The organism is Cellulomonas carbonis (genome assembly GCF_014636275.1).
Lineage (GTDB): Bacteria > Actinomycetota > Actinomycetes > Actinomycetales > Cellulomonadaceae > Actinotalea > Actinotalea carbonis.
This window is the reverse complement of sequence record NZ_BMEB01000002.1, coordinates 535,331-552,873: the sequence shown is the minus strand read 5'-3', so window position 1 is coordinate 552,873 and position 17,543 is coordinate 535,331. Positions and strand designations below refer to the sequence as shown.

The window sequence follows — 17,543 nt, the reverse complement described above, 5'->3', positions numbered from 1 at the left end:
CCCGGGGGGTATCTTCGTCGCATGCCCACCACCACTACGTCGTCCTCCCCTGCGCCGCGACGCGTCGTCGTCGTCGGGGGCGTCGCCGGAGGCATGAGCGCCGCTGCCCGCGCGCGCCGCCTCGACGAGAGCGCCTCGATCGTCGTCCTCGAGCAGTCCGAGTACGTCTCGTTCGCCAACTGCGGCCTGCCGTACCACCTGTCCGGTGAGATCGAGCGGCGCGACTCCCTCCTGCTGCACACGCCCGAGTCGCTGCGCGCCGCGCTCGCGCTCGACGTGCGCACCGGCAGCCGCGTCACGTCGATCGACCGCGAGCGCCGCACCGTCTCGGTCCAGACCGCGGACGGCGCGTACGAGCTCGAGTACGACGCGCTGCTCCTCGCGCCCGGCGCGGTCGCGGTGCGGCCGCCCGTCGACGGGCTCGACCTGCCCGCCGTCCACTCGCTGCGCACCATCCCGGACCTCGACGGGCTCCTCGCGCGCGTCGGCTCGCTCCCGGCCGGCGCGCGCGCCGTCGTCGTCGGCGCGGGGTTCATCGGCCTCGAGGCCGTCGAGGCGCTCGCCGTCCGCGGGCTCCAGGTCGAGCTCGTCGAGCTCGCCGACCACGTCCTGCCGCCGCTCGACGCCGAGCTCGCCCCGCTGCTCGCGGAGGAGCTCGGCGCGCACGGCGTCGGCCTCCACCTGGGCGTCTCGGCCACGAGCGTCACGCCGGCAACCGGCCAGGGCACGGACGAGGGGTCGGTCGTCGTCACGCTGTCCGACGGCACGCGGCTGCCCGCCGACGTCGTCGTCGTCAACGTCGGGGTGCGCCCCGCGAGCGACCTCGCGCGCGACGCCGGGCTCGAGCTCGGCGCGCGCGGCGCGATCCGCGTCGACGCCGACCAGCGCACGTCCGACCCGCACGTCTGGGCGGTCGGCGACGCGGTCGAGGTCGTGCAGGCGGTGACCGGCGACGTCGGCCCCGTGCCGCTCGCGGGCCCGGCGAACCGCCAGGGTCGCCGTGCGGCCGACTCGATGCTCGGCCGGCGCACGACGCAGCAGGCCGCGGTGCTCGGCACGGCGATCGTGCGGGTGTTCGACCTGACCGCGGCCGTGACCGGCGCGAGCCAGGCGTCCCTCGAGCGCGCCGGCATCCCGCACGAGGTCGTCCGCATCCACCCCGCGCACCACGCGGGCTACTACCCCGGGGCCGAGCAGGTCCACCTCGTGGCGAGCTTCGCGCCCGACGGGCGGCTGCTGGGCGCCCAGGGCGTCGGGCGGGCCGGCGTCGACAAGCGCATCGACGTGCTCGCGACCGCGCTGCGCGCCGGCATGACCGCGGACGACCTCGCCGAGCTCGAGCTCGCGTACGCGCCCCCGTTCGGGTCCGCGAAGGACCCGGTCAACATGCTCGGCTTCGTCGCACAGAACGTGCTCGAGGGGACGATGCCCCAGTGGCACGCCGCCGACCTCGACGAGGTGCAGGCCACGGCGCTCGTGCTCGACGTGCGGTCGCGCGGCGAGTGGGCGCGTGGGCACCTGGACGGCGCCCTCAACATCCCGCACACCGAGCTGCGGGACCGCGTCGACGAGGTCCGCACCGCGGCCGCCGGCCGTCCCGTCGCCGTCCACTGCGCGAGCGGCGTGCGCTCCTACATCGCGACGCGCGTCCTGCTCGCGGCCGGCCTCGACGCCCGGAACCTCTCGGGCGGCTGGCTCACGCTGACGGCCGCACGGCCCGAGCTGCTCGACCCCACGCCCGAGCCCGTCGACGCCTGACCCCCCGGCGCCTCGCGCCACCCACCCGGCGCACCCGCGCCACGGCGTCGCCCACGACGCCATCCCACCCGGCGCACCCGCGCCGCCCCCACCAGAAGGAGACACCCATGTGCAGCCCCGCCCGATGCTCCCGCTGCGGCAAGACCACCTGGACCGGCTGCGGCATGCACGCCGACGCGGTCCTCGCGAGCGTGCCCGCGCCGCAGCGCTGCACCTGCCGCTGAGGCGGTGACGTGCGCGCGCCGACACGCGCGCACGACGACGGCGCGCGTCCCGGCGCTCGCACGCACGTGAGGGATCCTGCGGTGCCATGAGCCACCCGCACAGCCACCCGCACACCCCCGTGCGTGCGAGCCGCCGGGCGCGCGCCGTCCTCGCCGTCGTCCTCGTCCCCGTGCTGCTCGCGACCGCGGTCGGCGCGTGGCTGCTCCGCCCCGGCGACGAGCCGCGGCCCGAGCTGACGACGACGGCGCCCGGGACGGCCTACGCGACGGCGACGGTGACCGGCGTCTCGCAGGGTCCGGAGGACCCGCAGCCCGTGCTCGACGTCGTGATCGGCGGCGACGGCGGCGAGGAGGTCCAGGTCCACGTCCCGCCCGAGCAGGTCGACGCCCTGCGGGCCGGTGACGAGATCCGGGTGCTGTCCCTGCCGCCCGACATGATCGGGACCGGGCCCGGGTACGTCTTCGTCGACCACGTCCGCACGCCGTCGCTCCTCGCGCTCGCCGTCGTGATGACGGTGCTCGTGGTCGCCGTGGCCCGGCTGCGTGGGCTCGCGTCGCTGGTCGGCCTCGGCCTCTCGCTCGCCGTCCTGGGGACGTTCACGCTCCCCGCGCTCCTCGTCGGCCGGCCCGCGCTCGCCGTCGCGGTGGTCTCGGCGTCCGGGATCATGGTCGTCGTCCTGTACCTGGCGCACGGCTTCTCGGCGCGGACGACGACGGCGCTGCTCGGCACGCTCGTCGGCGTGGCGCTCACCGCGGGCATCGCCGCCTGGGCGACCGGCGCGGCCCGGCTCGACGGCCTCGGCGGTGAGCACGCCCTCGACCTGATCCAGCTCGCGCCGTCCATGCCACTGAGCGGTGTCGTCCTGTGCGGCTTCGTCCTCGCGGGGCTCGGCGTCCTCAACGACGTGACGATCACGCAGGCCTCGGCGGTGTGGGAGCTGCGCGCGTCCGCACCGGACGCGAGCCGCCTGACGGTCTTCTCGCGCGCGATGCGGATCGGCCGGGACCACATCGCGTCGACGGTCTACACGATCGCGTTCGCGTACGTCGGGGCGGCGCTCCCCCTCGTCCTGCTGGTCGCGATGAGCGACCGCGCACTCGTCGACGTCGTCGGGTCCGGCGAGATCGCCGAGGAGGTCGCGCGGTCGCTCGTCGGCTCGATCGGCCTCGTCCTGGCGATCCCGGTCACGACGGCGATCGCCGCGCTCGTGGCGGGCCCGCGAGCACTGGTCGCGGCGCCGGCCGACCGGCACGACACCCCCGAACCGATACCCGCCGGGGTATAGTGGATCCCGGGCCGTGCGCTCTGCCGGCCCTCCCGGCGCCCCCCTCGCCCGCCCGCCCGACCACCCCGACCGCCCCCGGCCCCCTGCACGGGGGGGCCGACCCGTCCCAGGAGGACACGTGGAGCTCGACCGCGACGAGATGACCAAGGTCGTCAACCGCCTCAAGCGCGCCCAGGGCCAGCTGGCCGCGGTCGTGCGCATGCTCGACGAGGGCCGCGACTGCGAGGACGTCGTCACGCAGCTCTCCGCCGTCTCGCGCGCGCTCGACCGCGCCGGCTTCGCCATCATCGCGTCCGGCATGCGGCAGTGCCTCACCGAGCCCGCTGCCGGCGCTGCGGTCGCCGACGGCGGCGAGGGCGAGCAGCCCCGCCTCGACGTGGCCAAGCTCGAGAAGCTCTTCCTCTCGCTCGCCTGAGCCGGGCCGCGGCGGCTGAGCCGCCCGCAGGCCGAGCAGCCCCTCCTCGGCGCCCCGGCCGCCCCGGTCGGTCGCTCAGCCGATCAGCGGCCTGCCCTCGGGCAGGTGGAAGAGCCGGCCGTGCTGACGCAGCACGAGCGCCGACACGAAGGTCACCGGACCCAGCCGGCCCGCGAACATGAGCACCACGAGCAGGAGCTGGTGACCGACAGCGAGGTCGGCCGTGATCCCGGTCGAGAGGCCGACGGTCGCGAACGCCGACACGACCTCGAACAGCACCTCGTCGAGGTCCCACGCGCTCGTCGTCGCGATGACGAGCGTCGCGCCGATGACGACGGCGACGCTGAGGAGCGCGACCGAGAGCGCCTGGCGGATCGCCTCGGGCGCGAGCCTGCGGTCGAAGAGGTTGACGTCGGGGTCCCCGCGCAGCTCCGACAGGATCGCGAGGAGCAGCACGGCGAACGTGCCGACCTTGATCCCGCCCGCGGTGCCCGCGCTCCCGCCGCCGATGAACATGAGCACGTCGGTCGCCAGCAGGGTCCCGTCGTTCATCGCGCCCGTGTCGACGCTGTTGAACCCGGCGGTCCTGGGCATGACTCCCTGGAAGAAGCCCGCGAGGACCCGCCCGGCCGGGTCGAGCGCGCCGAGGGTCAGCGGGTTGCGCCACTCGGCGACGGTGACGAACAGGCTCCCCCCGACCAGCAGGACGCCCGTCATGACGAGCGTGAGACGCGTGTGGATGCTCCAGCGCCGCGGCCGGCGGTGCTGCCGCAGCAGCTCGATGATCACGGGGAAGCCGAGGCTGCCGAGGATCACCGCGACCGCCACGGTGACGGAGATCCACGGGTCGGTCGCGAACCCGACGAGGCTGTCGCTGAAGAGCGCGAAGCCGGCGTTGTTGAACGCGGAGACGGCGTGGAAGACGCCGAGCCAGACCGCCCGGCCCAGGGGCTCGCCGTACGTCGTCGCGAAGCGCACCGTGAGCACGAGGGCGACCACGGCCTCGACCACGAGGCTGATCCGCGCCACACCCAGCAGCACCGCGCGCACGTCACCCATGCCGAGGCTCTTGGTCTCGGCCGTCGCGAGCAGGCGCGAGCGCAGGTCCAGCCGACGCGACACGAGCAGGCCGAGCATCGACGCGAGCGTCATGATCCCGAAGCCGCCCGCCTGGATGAGCAGCAGGACGACGGCCTGGCCGAACGGCGACCAGTACGTCGCGGTGTCGACCACCGCGAGGCCCGTCACGCACAGCGCCGACGTCGCGGTGAAGAGCGCCTCGACGAGCGACGCCCCGCCGGGTCCGGAGCGCGCCACGGGCAGGAGCAGCAGACCTGTCCCGACGGCGAGGCCGACGCCGAACGCCCCGACGATCGCGCGCCACGGGTTGATCGCCCGTCCGCCGGACCGCGCGGGACCGCGGAAGTCGTCGAGCAGGCCGAGGTCGTCGGCACCGCTGTGGAGCACCATGGACGGACACCTCGGACGGACGGGCTGGCCGAGCCGGCGGGGGGCTGGACGAGCGGCGGGCTGGATCGCGCGGCGCGACGTCGGGCCGACCTCGCGAGGAGGGCGCCGCACGAGCCTAGGAACGCCGGGGCCCGACGACGACGCCCCAGGGCCCAGACGGGCGTCAAGGTTTCGTCAAGACGTGCGGCGGACGCGCGCCCGGCGCCCGCGGAGGCCCGCAGGAGCGACCCTGCGGGGCACCCGCCGACGCCCCGACCGCGCGTCCCAGCGCCGTCGACCCGATCCCCCTGTGCCACCCTGACGGCGTGCGATCACGTCGGCTCGTCGCCCCCGCACGCGCCGCGGTGGCACCCGCGCGCACCCTCACCGCCGTCGTCACGACCGCGGTCGGCCTGCCGCTCGCGACCGTCGTGCTGCTCGGTCTGCGCGACGGGCTCGCGCTGGGCAGCGTGCTGCTGCTCTACCTGTTCGCGGTCGTCGTCGTCTCGGCCCTCGGCGGGCTCGTGCCCGGGCTGCTCGCCGCGGCGGTGTCCTTCATGCTCGCGAACTGGTTCTTCACCCCGCCGTTCCACACCCTCGCCGTCGACAGCCGCGACAGCGTCGTCGAGCTCGCGGTCTTCGCCGCGGCCGCGATCGTCGTCGCCGCCGTCGTCGAGCTCGCGGCGCGCGACCGCCTCGGGTACCAGCAGGCGCTCGACGCCGAGGTCGCACGCACGCGTGAGCTCACCGCGGAGGACCGGGCCCGCGCCGCGCTCCTCGCGGCCGTCGGCCACGACCTGCGGACGCCGCTCGCGAGCACCAAGGCGGCCGTGAGCAGCCTCCGCCAGCCGGACGTCACGTGGCCGACGGACGTCCGCGACGAGCTGCTGGGCACGATCGAGGAGTCGACGGACCGGCTCACCCGGCTCGTGACGAACCTTCTCGACATGTCCCGTCTGCGGTCGGACGCCGTGACGGCGAGGCCCGCGCCGGTCGCGCTCGACGAGGTCGTCGGCCGGGCCGTGCTGCGCGAGCACCTGCCCTCCCTCGACGTCGACGTGCCCGACGACCTGCCGCTCGTGCTCGCCGACGCGGGCCTCCTCGAGCGCGTCGTCGAGAACCTCGTCGAGAACGCCGTCCGGTTCAGCCCGCCGGACGGCCGGGTCGAGGTGCGCGCGGACGCCGACGACGAGCACGTCCGCCTCGACGTCGTCGACCACGGCCCGGGCATCCCGCTCGAGCGGCGCGACGAGGTGTTCGGCGCGTTCCAGCGGCTCGACGACCGCGACGCCGGCTCGCACGTCGGGCTGGGCCTGGCGATCGCGCGCGGCTTCGCCGAGGCGATGGGTGCGACGGTCGTGCCGAGCACGACGGCGGGCGGCGGCCTCACCATGACGGTGCACCTGCCCCGGGCGGCGCGGTGACCACGCTCCTGCTCGTCGAGGACGACGCCGCGCTCGCGCGGACGCTCCGCGTGAGCCTCGGCGCGCACGGGTACGAGGTCCACGTCGCCGCGACGGGCGCGGAGGCGATCGCCCGTGCGTCCGCCGACCCGCCCGGTGTCGCGATCGTCGACCTGGGCCTGCCCGACGTCGACGGCGTCGAGGTGGTCCGCGCACTGCGGGACGCCTCCGAGGTCCCGGTGATCGTGCTGTCGGCACGCACGACGCAGGACGACAAGGTCCTGGCGCTCGACGCGGGCGCCGACGACTACGTCACCAAGCCGTTCGGCATCGAGGAGCTCCTCGCGCGCCTGCGCGCCGCCCTGCGCCGCGCGCAGCCGTCCGACCGGCTCGCCGTCGTCAGCACCGGTGGGCTCGTCGTCGACCGCCAGGCGCGCCGCGTCGAGCGGCACGGGGCGACCGTGCACCTGACGCCGACGGAGTGGAACGTCCTGGAGGTGCTGCTCCGCTCCCCCGGCGACCTCGTGACGCAGCGGGACCTGCTGCGCGAGGTGTGGGGGCCGCAGTACGCACGGGAGACCAACTACCTGCGCGTCTACGTCGGCCAGCTGCGCCGCAAGCTCGAGGACGACGCGTCGTCGCCGCGCCACATCCTCACCGAGCCCGGCGTCGGCTACCGCTTCGTCGTGTGACCGCCTGAGGTCCGTCGGTGGCGCCCGGCGCCGGTCCCTGCCGCCGGCGCGACGGCGTCAGCGCTCGCCGCGGGCGAGGAGCTGCTCGGACTCCGCGTCGGTGAGCAGGCGCGAGCGGATGAGGAACCGCACGCCCTCGGGCGCCTCGACCGAGAACCCGGCACCGCGTCCCTCGACGACGTCGATGGTCAGGTGCGTGTGCTTCCAGTACTCGAACTGGGCGCGGCTCATCCAGACCGGGACGGTGAACACGCCGTCGCCGGCGTCCTCGTCGCCGTCGCCGTCGCCCGCACCGCCGTCGGGCCGGACCGTGAGGTCGCCGAGGTGGACGTCGGCGTCCCCGGTGAGGAAGTCGCCGTCGGGGTAGCACATCGGCGACGAGCCGTCGCAGCACCCCCCGGACTGGTGGAACATCAGGTCGCCGTGCCGCGCGCGCAGCCGCGTGAGCAGCGCCGCCGCGGCGGGCGTCAGGTCGACCCGCTGGACGTCCTCGGTCATGCGGCTCCTCCTCGAGCTGGTCGTACCCGCTCCCCCACCCGTACCTGCTCTCCCGGGTGCGCGGCCGGCCGGTGCCCCCTGGACCGGCCGGCCGTCTCCCCCAGCGGTCCGGTCAGAAGAAGCCGAGCTTCTGGCCCGAGTACGACACCAGCAGGTTCTTGGTCTGCTGGTAGTGGTCGAGCATCATCTTGTGGTTCTCGCGGCCGACGCCGGAGCCCTTGTACCCGCCGAACGCCGCCGCCGCGGGGTATGCGTGGTAGCAGTTCGTCCACACGCGACCCGCCTCGATGTCGCGACCCGCGCGGTACGCGATGTTCGCCTCGCGCGACCAGACGCCCGCACCGAGCCCGTAGAGCGTGTCGTTCGCGGTGTGGATCGCGTCCGAGTAGTCGCTGAAGCTCGTGACCGCGACCACCGGGCCGAAGATCTCCTCCTGGAAGATCCGCATCGAGTTCTTGCCCTCGAAGATCGTCGGCGTGACGTAGTACCCGCCCTCGAGGTCCCCGCCGAGGTGCGCGCGCTCGCCGCCCGTGAGGACCTTGGCGCCCTCGGCCTTGCCGATGTCGATGTAGGACAGGATCTTCTCGAGCTGGTCGTTGGACGCCTGGGCGCCGATCATCGTCTCGGTGTCGAGCGGGTTGCCCTGCTTGACGGCCTGCGTGCGGGCGATCGCGTCGGCGAGGAACCCGTCGTAGATCGACTCCTGGATGAGCGCGCGCGACGGGCACGTGCAGACCTCGCCCTGGTTGAGCGCGAACATCGTGAAGCCCTCGAGGGCCTTGTCGTAGAAGTCGTCCTTGGTGCGCGCGACGTCCTCGAAGAAGATGTTCGGGCTCTTGCCGCCCAGCTCGAGCGTCACGGGGATGATGTTCTGGCTCGCGTACTGCATGATCAGGCGGCCCGTCGTCGTCTCGCCCGTGAAGGCGATCTTGCGGATCCGCGGGGACGACGCGAGCGGCTTGCCCGCCTCGACGCCGAACCCGTTGACGACGTTCACGACGCCCGCGGGGAGCAGGTCCCCGATGAGCTCCATGAGCACGAGGATCGACACGGGCGTCTGCTCGGCGGGCTTGAGGACGACGCAGTTGCCGGCCGCGAGCGCGGGCGCGAGCTTCCACGTCGCCATGAGGATGGGGAAGTTCCACGGGATGATCTGCCCCACGACGCCGAGCGGCTCGTGGAAGTGGTACGCGATGGTGTCGGCGTCGATCTCCGAGATCGAGCCCTCCTGCGCGCGGATCGCACCGGCGAAGTAGCGGAAGTGGTCGATCGCGAGCGGCATGTCGGCGGCGAGCGTCTCGCGCACGGGCTTGCCGTTCTCCCAGGTCTCGGCGACCGCGAGCATCTCGAGGTTGGCCTCCATGCGGTCCGCGATCTTGTTGAGGATCACGGCACGCTCGGTCGCGCTGGTGCGGCCCCAGCTGCGGGCGGCGCCGTGCGCGGCGTCGAGGGCACGCTCGATGTCGTCGGCATTGCCGCGCGCGACCTCCGTGAAGGGCCTGCCGGTCACCGGGCTCGGGTTCTCGAAGTACTCGCCCGACGACGGCGCGACCCACTCGCCACCGATCCAGTGGTCGTAGCGGTCGCGGAAGGTGACGAGGCTGTCGGGTGAGCCGGGGGCGGCGTAGACGGTCATGGACGGACCTCCGAACCGAGGGGCGGGGCGCCGCGGACGGCGCGTCCCGCGCGCCGCACCGTTGCGACGCGCTCCCGACGCTAGGCACGCGGGGGTTGCACGACCGTTGCACCGGGCGGCCGGGTGGCCGGGCCGGCACCGGGCGGCCGGCCGGCCGCTGTGCGGAGCCCGCCGGTCGCCATCCGACCGTCACACTCCGCACACCCGCCGACGACGACGCCACGGGTCAGGCGGTGCCGAGCCGTCGGTCCAGGAGCAGCAGGCGGGCGCGGGCCCGGGCCGCGGCGGGCGACCCCGCGGGCAGGATCCCGGTGAGCCGCCGCCACGCGGCCCAGTCGTCGGCGCCGCTCGGGTGGAGCGTCCACGCGAGGACGGCCTCGACGTCGTCGGTGTGCTCAACCGCGGCGCGCAGCTCGGCGTCGAGCTCGTCGCGGAGTGCGACGACGCCCGGCGCCTGCGAGCGCGGCAGCACCGGACCCGGGTACGAGCGGACCGCTCCCGCGACGTCGCCCGCGTCGAGCAGCGCCCGCACGTCGACGAGGTCGGTGACCAGCGGTGCGGCGAGCCGGTACGGCCGTGAGCCGCCGAGCAGGTCGCCGACGACGCGCCGCAGGCGGGAGACCTCGGCGCGGACCGTCACGTCGGACAGGCCCGTCGGGTGCAGCGCGAGCGCGAGCCCGTCGGCGCTCCACCCGTCGGGCTGCGTCGCGAGCAGCAGCAGGAGCTCGCTGTGGCGCAGTCCGAGCCCGACGGCGTCGTCGTCGGCCCGTCGCAACGACCCACCCGCCCGGCCCAGCACGTCGAGCCGGGCCGGGGCGTCCGACGGCGACCGGACGGCCGTGGCAGCCGACCCACGCGGCGCGCCCGGCCCGGCCGCGACGAGGTCACGCAACGCGCGGGCCGCGAGCTCGGACTCCATCGCCGCGACCGCCGACCGCACGAGGCTCAGCGCGAGCGGCGACGCCGCACCGTCGCGACCCGTCAGGTCGAGGACCCCGAGCACGCGACCGTCGGGCGCGTGCACCGGTGCGGCAGAGCAGCTCCACGGCTGGATCGCGCACGCGAAGTGCTCGGCGGCGTAGACCTGCACCTCGTGGTCGGTCGCGAGGGCGATCCCCGGCGCGCTGGTCCCGGCGACGGACTCGTGCCACGTCGCCCCCTCGACGAAGCCCGCCCGGCCGAGCGCGGTCCGCACCGTGCGGTCCCCCTCGACCCAGAGCAGGCGCCCGTCCGCGTCGCCGAGCGCGACGACGAGCCCCTCGGACTCTGCGTCCTCCACCAGGAGGCGCCGCACGATCGGCAGCAGCGGCGCGAGCGGGTGGTCGCGGCGGCGGCGCGCGAGCTCGTCGTCGGGCAGGTCGACGACGACGGCCGGGCGCTCCGGGTCGACCCCGCTGCGCCGGCTGCGGCGCCACGAGTCCAGGACGACGGGTCGGACGGCCTCGGGCGCACCGCCGGCGAGGAACGCGTCGTGGGCCGCACGCACGCGAGCGCCCAACGTGGCCGGGTCCGCTCCGGACGGCCACGCGACCCACGGGCTGGCGGACATGGGGATCCTCGGGACGACGGTGTCCGGACGGGGCGACGCCCGAGCAGGGTAACCCGCGGCCGGTCGGCGGCGGCACTACGTCAACGTCCACAACGCCGAGCACCCGGCCGGCGCGACCCGCGGACAGCTGGACCGCTGACGCCGCCGACCCACCTCACGCCCGGGACGACGAAGGCCCCTCACCGAGGTGAGGGGCCTTCGATCTGTGCGCCCGGAGGGACTCGAACCCCCAACCTTCTGATACAGGGTTGACCATCGCGTCAGTTCTCGATGGATTGCGTTCTCGCTGTTCATCCAGGCCCGGCGGGCTTGGGCGCGCACCTCGACGCTCGTTGTATCGCGACGGTTCTCATCGTTTTTGATGAGTAAGTGGTGGGTCAGGCCCACGCGTTCGCGTCGCTGTGGCAGCGGAGCACCGTCGTCGCGCCATCACCCGCACGGCGGCGTCATCAAGCGAGTGTGTGTCCTGAGCGGCAGCCGACCCGTGGTCCCGGCCGAAGGACCGTGCCCGGAAACCACGCCGCCCGTGCGCGCGACGGGCCGCTTATCACCTGGGTTGACGCGACAGGACTTCCCAACGACCAACCCGACGGACAGCCCCAGCAAGACACCCGCGGCCGGGCCAGCTGCGGACCGCGCGTTACCGTCGACTCCTTGTCGGACGTCGCGCTTAGTCTCGACCGCGAGGCCGGCACACGGCCGGCGACAACGGAGGTACATGATGGCCGGACGCGACGAGGTTGAGCAGGCGCTCCTCGACAGCATCCAGGAGCTCGCCCGGGACGCGGCGACAGCAATGAACCGCGGGAGTGAGGTCCCCAAGCACAGCGCGGAGGCGGCGCTGGCCCTCGCGCAAACCTGGGAGATCGTTCGGGTCCGCAAGCCGGGACGCGCGGCGGTGGTCTGACGGGTACGCGCCACGGGCAGTGCCGCCTGGCCGACACTCCAGCGGCACTACCCGCGGGCGCCCTCTTGGATGAGAGTGCCGCGCGTGCTCTCCGGCTGCCGCCCGCTTCTTGAGCCTGATGCAGGACTGGATCTTCGCCGAAATGCCCCAGCGGCCTGGGCGGGGCGCGGGAGCGCACTCATCGATGCTCGGAGCGGGGCGGCCGATGGCCTCGAGGAGTCGCGCCTGGCGCGCTCCATCTCGATGAGCAGTTGGAGCGCAGGCCGGCTTCGGAGGCCCGGGTTATCAGCGCTGGCGCGTGGTGCGGGCCGCTCGCGTGGAGGCAGCGAGCCCGGCCATCCCCCGGGTTGCCGGGCGCTAGAAGTTGGTGACCTTGAGCGAGCCGGCCGCGAATCGGTCCTCGATGCGCTTGAGCGCCTGCCCCGCCACCTCAAGTTCCGGGAGCGCCCGGCCCTGCCCGTACCGAACCTCGATGCTCAGCTGGTGAAGCATCTCGTAGTCGTCGCGGATGAACCGGTAGATCGTGCCCACGAGGTCATTCACCCCCCAGTCGACTGGTGCGCCCGGGCGACGCCTGCCCTTGTGTCTCGACACGTGCCGGTCGTCCGCGGTCAGGGGGACTGGCGACTTGCCCAGCCGATCGGGATCGTCGAACACCGGGTCGAGCAGCAGCGCCGCCTTCACGAGGTGGTAGGCGCTGTAGAAGAAGCAGACGAACGCCCACTCGTCTCCAGCGGCGGCAAGAGCGTCGCCAACTTTGCGGTGCCGGTGCGCCCTCGTGGCATGGTCGTCGGCGCTCATAGCGCCGCGAGCCCCCATCAAGCCGGCAGTGCTCAGGCAGCGAAGACGGCGGACCGCGAGTCAGCGGTCTGGCCGGACCCTGCGCACGACGCGCCGAAGACGTAGTCGAGGGCCAAGTCGTCGATGAAGATTTCGCGCACCTCAGCCATGGCCTTGATCGCCTTGGCCCTGGAGTCCCAGTCGTCGTCACGCAGGCAGATCTCCATGTGGGCGCTGCGGTCGACCTCGTCCGACCAGACACGGACCAACTCAACGTCCGCGCTCATCAGAGCGCCCAGCGTGTAGTTGCCGAGAGAGTCGATGATCACCTTGAAGTCGTCCACCCGGGACTGCTCCTATCCACGCCGAAGGCCCTCACAGTTCCGCGAGAGCCCGGAGTCCGAGTCTGCCACATGCCGAGTTGAGCTGCACAGGGTTAGTGACGCCCTTCACGAAGCAGCCGGTGCCCTCTTCGCCTACATCGGCTGCCTGCGCCCACACCTGAGCCGCCGAAGGACGTGTGCACGCAGTCGTCACAGTCGAAGGGCCGCCTCTATCCCGTCGTCCGAGCCGTCCGAGTTGCCTAGACCGCGCCGGGGCCGGCGGTCCCTGGGCGCGGTCGGCCAGCGGACGCCGACTGCCCGCAGGCTGTCGAGGGTATGCAGTGGCCCAGCGAGGACGGCGTCGAGTACGTCCGCCTGGGCGGGTTCAAGTTCGACGAGGCGGATCAGGACCGTAAGCAGGTCGATCAGTTCGGTGGTCCAGTCGGGGTCCCACGCGTCGACGTGTATCAGGTCGAGCGGCGAGGTCTTCTTCCCACCAGGGACGGCCTTGCGGTAGTTGAACCAGGACTTGAGGACGTTCTTGCCGCCGACGGCGTACTCCCACACGGCGGGTTCGACCGGCTCGAAGGCCCCCGCGTCGGCTCCGGACCCGAGGGTGAGCGTCCGCGTCGAGACCTCGTAGGTCATCACGTCAGGCATGGCGGCGATCGGTGTGACCGCCAGCGGCTGCCGTGGGTCACCCTTCGGGAACCGCACCGCGCCCTCCGGCCGCCCTGGGCCCGTGAACCGTTCTCCGTAGGTGTGGAGCCATAGGACGTTTCGCCCTAGGTCGACGGCAAGCGACCACAGTTTCGGATCGGCCGTGAGCGCGAGGCGGATACCCGGGGTGGCGAGCTCCTCTGCGAAGGTGCGGGTGAAGTGCGGGTGCGCGACGAGACCAGCCGTGTAGGCGAGGACGTCCTGGTGCGTCACCGGGGCGCCCAGGGACGTGCTCAGCGCAGCCAGGAGTCCGGGCGCCAGGTTGGGACTGCCGTCCGGATGCAGCAACGGCAGGGCCCGCCCCCCGCGATGGTTGAAGTGATCGAAGTCCGGGATGAGGGCCGAGAAGACGAGGCCCGGCCCATCATGAACGTCGGCTGAGTGCTGCTCAATAACGTAGACCTGGCCCTGGATCCTCGCGTCCCAGAGGTCTCGTCGCGGCATGTCCATGACGCGGTGGTCGGGAATCACCCACTGGCGGTCAAGGGCTCGATAGCCGACTCGGACCGGCACGGGACGGCTGGTCTTGTCCACGGACAGGGGCACTGCGGTGGCCTGATGCGTGTCCACCCCGGGAAGGGGCGCCTTGCCCTTGGCGAGGTTGGCGTCGCGACCCTCCTTGAACAGTTCGGACTTCAACGCCGGGTCGGCCTCGGTCAGCATCCGCAGCCAGCGCTTCTCGAGGATCCCGCGGCTGGGGGCATAGACCCATCGACGCGTCGGGAACACGCCGGGCGAGTACCACGGCATGACGTCGACAACCGCCGGGTAGTCGTCCCACCCGCCACCAGCGGCCGGCGTGAGCGGCGCGGTCCACCCGGGCCGCACCTCCTGCCAGTCCGGGTCGTCGAGGGTCATCCCGGCCAGGGCGGCGAACTTCTCAGCCTGGCGGCCCGTCACCGAGCGGTACCGGATCGTGGCGGGCTGCGCCCCCTCGGCATCGGGACGCCGGATGAACAGCCCGATGGCCAGCGGCTGACGGACCCCGGGGAAGATCCGGGTCGGGACGTCTGGTGTCTGCCCTTCCGGGGTGAGGTCGATGATCCAGCCCTCGCTCGCGTACGAGCGGAGGTAACGGCGCATCCCGGCGAACCCCGGTCCGGTGAGGTACCCAGACGTGGAGATGAAGCACACCACGCCGGCGTCCCCGTCGACGTCCTGCTTGGTCGACTCCCAGACCTTCCAGGTCGCCCACCGCCAGAAGTAGACGTACAAGTTCTTCAGCTTGGCCTTGAAGCGGCCGGTGCCTGGCTCGAAGAAGTCCTCGAGGATCGCGCGGGCGCTCTTGCCGTGCGCCGCGCTGCCGGACTCGACCCAGCCGCCGTCCCCCACTGCAAGTTCCTTGTATGGGGGGTTCCCGATGACCACGGTGACGTTGGCCTTGGCCTTGACCTTGTTCGCCTTCTTGCGGGACTGGGCGATGAGCTGGAGGCCCGACCCGATCTGGGCCTCCGCGGCGTGAGGGTCGTCCAAGGTGTCGGTGACATAGAGGTGCATGCCGCCTGCTGGGGCGCTGGCGCCGTGGGCGGCCAGCAGGTCGGTCGTGCGCAACTCGGCCACCGCGTAGGGACCCATCTGCACTTCGAAGCCCACGAGGCGCTCCGCGACCTGCCCGAGGACCCCGGCGACTGCCCCCGGTCCATCAGTCTGCTCGACCTGGTCGGCGACGCGCTCCAGGATGGTGTGCAGGTAGGTGCCGGTTCCCATCGCGGGGTCGACGGTCAAGACGTCGGGGTCGCGGAAGCCGTCGGTAAGGCCCAGGCGCGTCACGAGTGCTTCCTCGGTCAGCCGCACCATGTGCTCGACGACCTCGCGCGGGGTGTAGTACGAGCCGGACTGCTTGCGCAGGTCGTTGTCGTACTGCTCCAGGAAGTCCTCGTAGAGGTGCAGATAGGTGTCCCGTCGGCCCTTCCGCACTCGCGGCCAGTCCACCGCCCCGACAACCCGGACGAGCAGGTCAAGGGTGACCTTGAAGTCCTTGGCGACGGCGTCGGTCAGAAGTTGAAGGGCTCGGCCCATCAGGGAGTGCTCGTCGCCAAGTCGTACGCCGACCTCGTGCAGGGGCTCGCCCGCGACGTCGATGCCCTCGGTGCGGGCGAGCAGCAGGGCAAAGGTCACCGCCTGGGCGTACCCGTCCGCGAACGTCTCGTCCTCGGCATGGGGGAACAGGAGGGTTCGCCAGTCGCGGGCCAGCCCGAGGAACGGCTGGAGATACTCCTCAGCGCCCTGGGCGACGGCACGCCGCTCCAAGTTGAGCTGGTCGAGGACCTCGCCGCGGAGCAGGCGAGTGAGGGGTGCCACCGCGCGGACAAGGGCGCCCACGCTCGTGATCGGCGCAGGCTTCCAGCGCAGGAAGTTGGTGAGGAGGGACTCGAACTCCGGCGGCGCGGTCAAGGCCGACCCTGCCGATTCCAGGGCGCCGGTGAAGGAGACCGGCTGCCCCACCTGCTCCCCGTCGCGGTACAGCCGCCAGTCCGTGCCGTTCGTGTAGATGAGGTTCGGCAGGTCGCGCTGACGCTCCCACTGCCGCCGGTCGTGTCCGGTGAATGACGAGGGGTCGATGCTCTTGCCGGGCGCCTTAACCTCGATGTATCCGGTGATCGCGCCCTTGACGCTGACCCCGTAGTCGGGCCGAACCTGCCGGTCGGTGTCCCGGATCTCGTCGTGGAATTCGGCGGGGACGCCGAGGGCTTCGCCCCCCGCGCGCAGCAGCCCTTCCAGTGGGGCGCGGATCGCCGCCTCACGGTCTCCCTGACCGGCGAGCTTGGCCCGGCACACCTTGCCGAACTCGCTGACCGCGGTCACGAGCCACGCGTTCGGCTGTGCTGTCACGAAGGCCCCCTACGTCGTTGGTCAACCCCGGTGCACGCTACCCGGGTCAGGCCCTGTGACCTGGGACCCTGCGCACGGACCGGTTACGCGCGCGCACGCGCGTAGGACCCTGCGGAAACCGCACGAACTAGCCCGAGGGCACCGGGACCACGGTGCCGCGGGCGAAGTCGAGTCGGACCGCGCGTCGGTCAGCACGGAGGAGGTCGCCGGGCGTCAGCCCTGCCCGCGTCGCATGTCCGCGGTACTCGTCGGCCGTCTTCGCGTGAGCCGTGGGCTCAAACCCGTAGGCGTCGAGCAGGAGCTGACCGATGATCGCGGTGGTCTTGCCCTTCAGCTTCGCGGCCAGGAGAGCATCGAGTCCAGCCTGCAATTGGAGGCGCGGGCCAGCGACGACCCGGCCGAAGCGGCAGCGGCCGTAGAAGTACTCCTCCGCGACGGCCCGGAGCGGGGCGGTCAGCAGGTCGGTCACCCGGTCGATCCCACGACGCCGCGCCTCTTCGCCCTTGAGCTCAAGTTCGAAGCGCACGACTCCGCGGTCCGCCGCCGCCAGCGCGAGCATCTCGTCTCGCGCCTGCCCGCGGGCCTTGTGCATGTAGTGGGCGTGACGGTCGTACAGGCGTCCCCGCCAGCGGGTCGTCGGCCGCTCGAGCGTCTGCACACCCCCGGAGGGCGCACCGTACGCGACGTTCCCCGACCGCAGGCCGCGTTCATCGAAGAGGTCGCGGAGCAGCGCGGCAGCACCATCGACCGCCTCGAAGTCTCTGGCGAGGTCGACCCGGACCACCTCGAGGTCCTCGGCAGGGCACATCCAGGTGAGGCGGTTGCTCAGGTCGCTGTGCACCTTCTGGACCACCCTGACGACGTCCTCGGGGGACGCGGGCAGTCGGTTGTCACCGTGCAGCATGCGGGGGACGGAGAACTCCACGCGCGCCTCAGGGCCACCACGCCGAGTGTCCGCCCGGAGCCGGTAGCCCTCGGGCAGCCAGAACTCCGCGCTGGTCTGGACCTCGAACACCTCACCGGTGGCCAGGTCGACCTCACGCCGGACGCGCTGTCGGGGCATGGAGGTCA

15 protein-coding genes are annotated in these 17,543 nt (G+C 72.9%); 7 read left to right on the top strand and 8 right to left on the bottom strand.

Annotated elements, in window-relative coordinates:
- Positions 1–21: 21 nt before the first annotated feature.
- The 4 genes from IEV86_RS07720 to IEV86_RS07710 all read left to right on the top strand — a co-directional run bounded on the left by IEV86_RS07720 (position 22) and on the right by IEV86_RS07710 (position 3,683).
- Positions 22–1,758, top strand: coding sequence for an FAD-dependent oxidoreductase (locus IEV86_RS07720; protein ID WP_043604257.1), 1,737 nt, complete (start codon positions 22–24; stop codon positions 1,756–1,758).
- 107 nt (positions 1,759–1,865) lie between these two features.
- Positions 1,866–1,982, top strand: coding sequence for a DUF8730 family Cys-rich protein (locus tag IEV86_RS18325; RefSeq protein ID WP_497706742.1), 117 nt, complete (start codon positions 1,866–1,868; stop codon positions 1,980–1,982).
- Between the two features lie 86 nt (positions 1,983–2,068).
- Complete coding sequence (locus IEV86_RS07715) at positions 2,069–3,268, top strand: YibE/F family protein (RefSeq protein WP_052425998.1); 1,200 nt, start codon at positions 2,069–2,071, stop codon at positions 3,266–3,268.
- Positions 3,269–3,386: 118 nt separating this feature from the next.
- Positions 3,387–3,683 (top strand): metal-sensitive transcriptional regulator, encoded by a 297-nt coding sequence (locus tag IEV86_RS07710; RefSeq protein WP_043604260.1) that lies wholly within the window; start codon positions 3,387–3,389, stop codon positions 3,681–3,683.
- A 75-nt stretch (positions 3,684–3,758) separates the two neighbouring features.
- Here the strand turns inward: IEV86_RS07710 and IEV86_RS07705 are convergent, their stop codons facing one another.
- A complete protein-coding gene (locus tag IEV86_RS07705) occupies positions 3,759–5,153 on the bottom strand; it encodes a TrkH family potassium uptake protein (protein ID WP_081978586.1) in 1,395 nt (464 codons plus the stop codon).
- 305 nt (positions 5,154–5,458) lie between these two features.
- Here IEV86_RS07705 and IEV86_RS07700 point away from each other — a divergent pair, with 305 nt between their 5' ends.
- Positions 5,459–6,556 carry a sensor histidine kinase gene (locus IEV86_RS07700; RefSeq protein WP_081978587.1) on the top strand — a complete coding sequence of 366 codons (1,098 nt, stop codon included), beginning with the start codon at positions 5,459–5,461 and terminating at the stop codon, positions 6,554–6,556.
- Positions 6,553–7,227, top strand: coding sequence for a response regulator (locus IEV86_RS07695; RefSeq protein ID WP_043604265.1), 675 nt, complete (start codon positions 6,553–6,555; stop codon positions 7,225–7,227). The genes IEV86_RS07700 and IEV86_RS07695 overlap by 4 nt, the downstream gene beginning before the upstream one ends.
- Before the next feature lie 57 nt (positions 7,228–7,284).
- On the opposite strand, the gene IEV86_RS07690 is transcribed toward IEV86_RS07695, so the two are convergent.
- The 3 genes from IEV86_RS07690 to IEV86_RS07680 all read right to left on the bottom strand — a co-directional run bounded on the left by IEV86_RS07690 (position 7,285) and on the right by IEV86_RS07680 (position 10,910).
- A complete protein-coding gene (locus IEV86_RS07690) occupies positions 7,285–7,725 on the bottom strand; it encodes a DUF779 domain-containing protein (protein WP_043604267.1) in 441 nt (146 codons plus the stop codon).
- 112 nt (positions 7,726–7,837) lie between these two features.
- Positions 7,838–9,361, bottom strand: coding sequence for an aldehyde dehydrogenase (gene adh, locus IEV86_RS07685; protein WP_043604270.1), 1,524 nt, complete (start codon positions 9,359–9,361; stop codon positions 7,838–7,840).
- 226 nt (positions 9,362–9,587) lie between these two features.
- Positions 9,588–10,910 (bottom strand): GAF domain-containing protein, encoded by a 1,323-nt coding sequence (locus IEV86_RS07680; protein ID WP_043604273.1) that lies wholly within the window; start codon positions 10,908–10,910, stop codon positions 9,588–9,590.
- Between the two features lie 718 nt (positions 10,911–11,628).
- Between IEV86_RS07680 and IEV86_RS07675 the strand changes: the two genes are divergently transcribed.
- Entirely contained in the window at positions 11,629–11,817 is a 189-nt protein-coding gene (locus IEV86_RS07675; protein WP_043604275.1) for a hypothetical protein, read from the top strand.
- Positions 11,818–12,174: 357 nt separating this feature from the next.
- Here the strand turns inward: IEV86_RS07675 and IEV86_RS07670 are convergent, their stop codons facing one another.
- From IEV86_RS07670 to IEV86_RS07655, 4 genes are all read right to left on the bottom strand, one after another.
- Positions 12,175–12,618, bottom strand: a complete 444-nt coding sequence (locus tag IEV86_RS07670) for a hypothetical protein (RefSeq protein WP_152605582.1) — start codon at positions 12,616–12,618, stop codon at positions 12,175–12,177.
- Between the two features lie 32 nt (positions 12,619–12,650).
- A complete protein-coding gene (locus tag IEV86_RS07665) occupies positions 12,651–12,941 on the bottom strand; it encodes a hypothetical protein (protein WP_043604280.1) in 291 nt (96 codons plus the stop codon).
- Positions 12,942–13,130: 189 nt separating this feature from the next.
- A complete protein-coding gene (locus IEV86_RS07660; RefSeq protein ID WP_043604283.1) occupies positions 13,131–16,472 on the bottom strand; it encodes a type ISP restriction/modification enzyme in 3,342 nt (1,113 codons plus the stop codon).
- Between the two features lie 127 nt (positions 16,473–16,599).
- The gene (locus IEV86_RS07655) at positions 16,600–17,535 is read right to left on the bottom strand and encodes a hypothetical protein (protein ID WP_152605583.1); all 936 of its coding nucleotides are present in this window, start codon (positions 17,533–17,535) and stop codon (positions 16,600–16,602) included.
- Between the last annotated feature and the right edge of the window lie 8 nt (positions 17,536–17,543).

Bases quoted from the DNA above. Each gene is read 5' to 3' on its own strand.
- IEV86_RS07705 (WP_081978586.1), bottom strand. From the start codon at position 5,153: ATGGTGCTCCACAGCGGTGCCGACGACCTCGGCCTGCTCGACGACTTC.
- IEV86_RS07715 (WP_052425998.1), top strand. From the start codon at position 2,069: ATGAGCCACCCGCACAGCCACCCGCACACCCCCGTGCGTGCGAGCCGC.
- IEV86_RS07720 (WP_043604257.1), top strand. From the start codon at position 22: ATGCCCACCACCACTACGTCGTCCTCCCCTGCGCCGCGACGCGTCGTC.
- IEV86_RS07675 (WP_043604275.1), top strand. From the start codon at position 11,629: ATGATGGCCGGACGCGACGAGGTTGAGCAGGCGCTCCTCGACAGCATC.
- IEV86_RS07670 (WP_152605582.1), bottom strand. From the start codon at position 12,618: ATGAGCGCCGACGACCATGCCACGAGGGCGCACCGGCACCGCAAAGTT.
- IEV86_RS07680 (WP_043604273.1), bottom strand. From the start codon at position 10,910: ATGTCCGCCAGCCCGTGGGTCGCGTGGCCGTCCGGAGCGGACCCGGCC.
- adh (WP_043604270.1), bottom strand. From the start codon at position 9,361: ATGACCGTCTACGCCGCCCCCGGCTCACCCGACAGCCTCGTCACCTTC.
- IEV86_RS07655 (WP_152605583.1), bottom strand. From the start codon at position 17,535: ATGCCCCGACAGCGCGTCCGGCGTGAGGTCGACCTGGCCACCGGTGAG.
- IEV86_RS07690 (WP_043604267.1), bottom strand. From the start codon at position 7,725: ATGACCGAGGACGTCCAGCGGGTCGACCTGACGCCCGCCGCGGCGGCG.
- IEV86_RS18325 (WP_497706742.1), top strand. From the start codon at position 1,866: ATGTGCAGCCCCGCCCGATGCTCCCGCTGCGGCAAGACCACCTGGACC.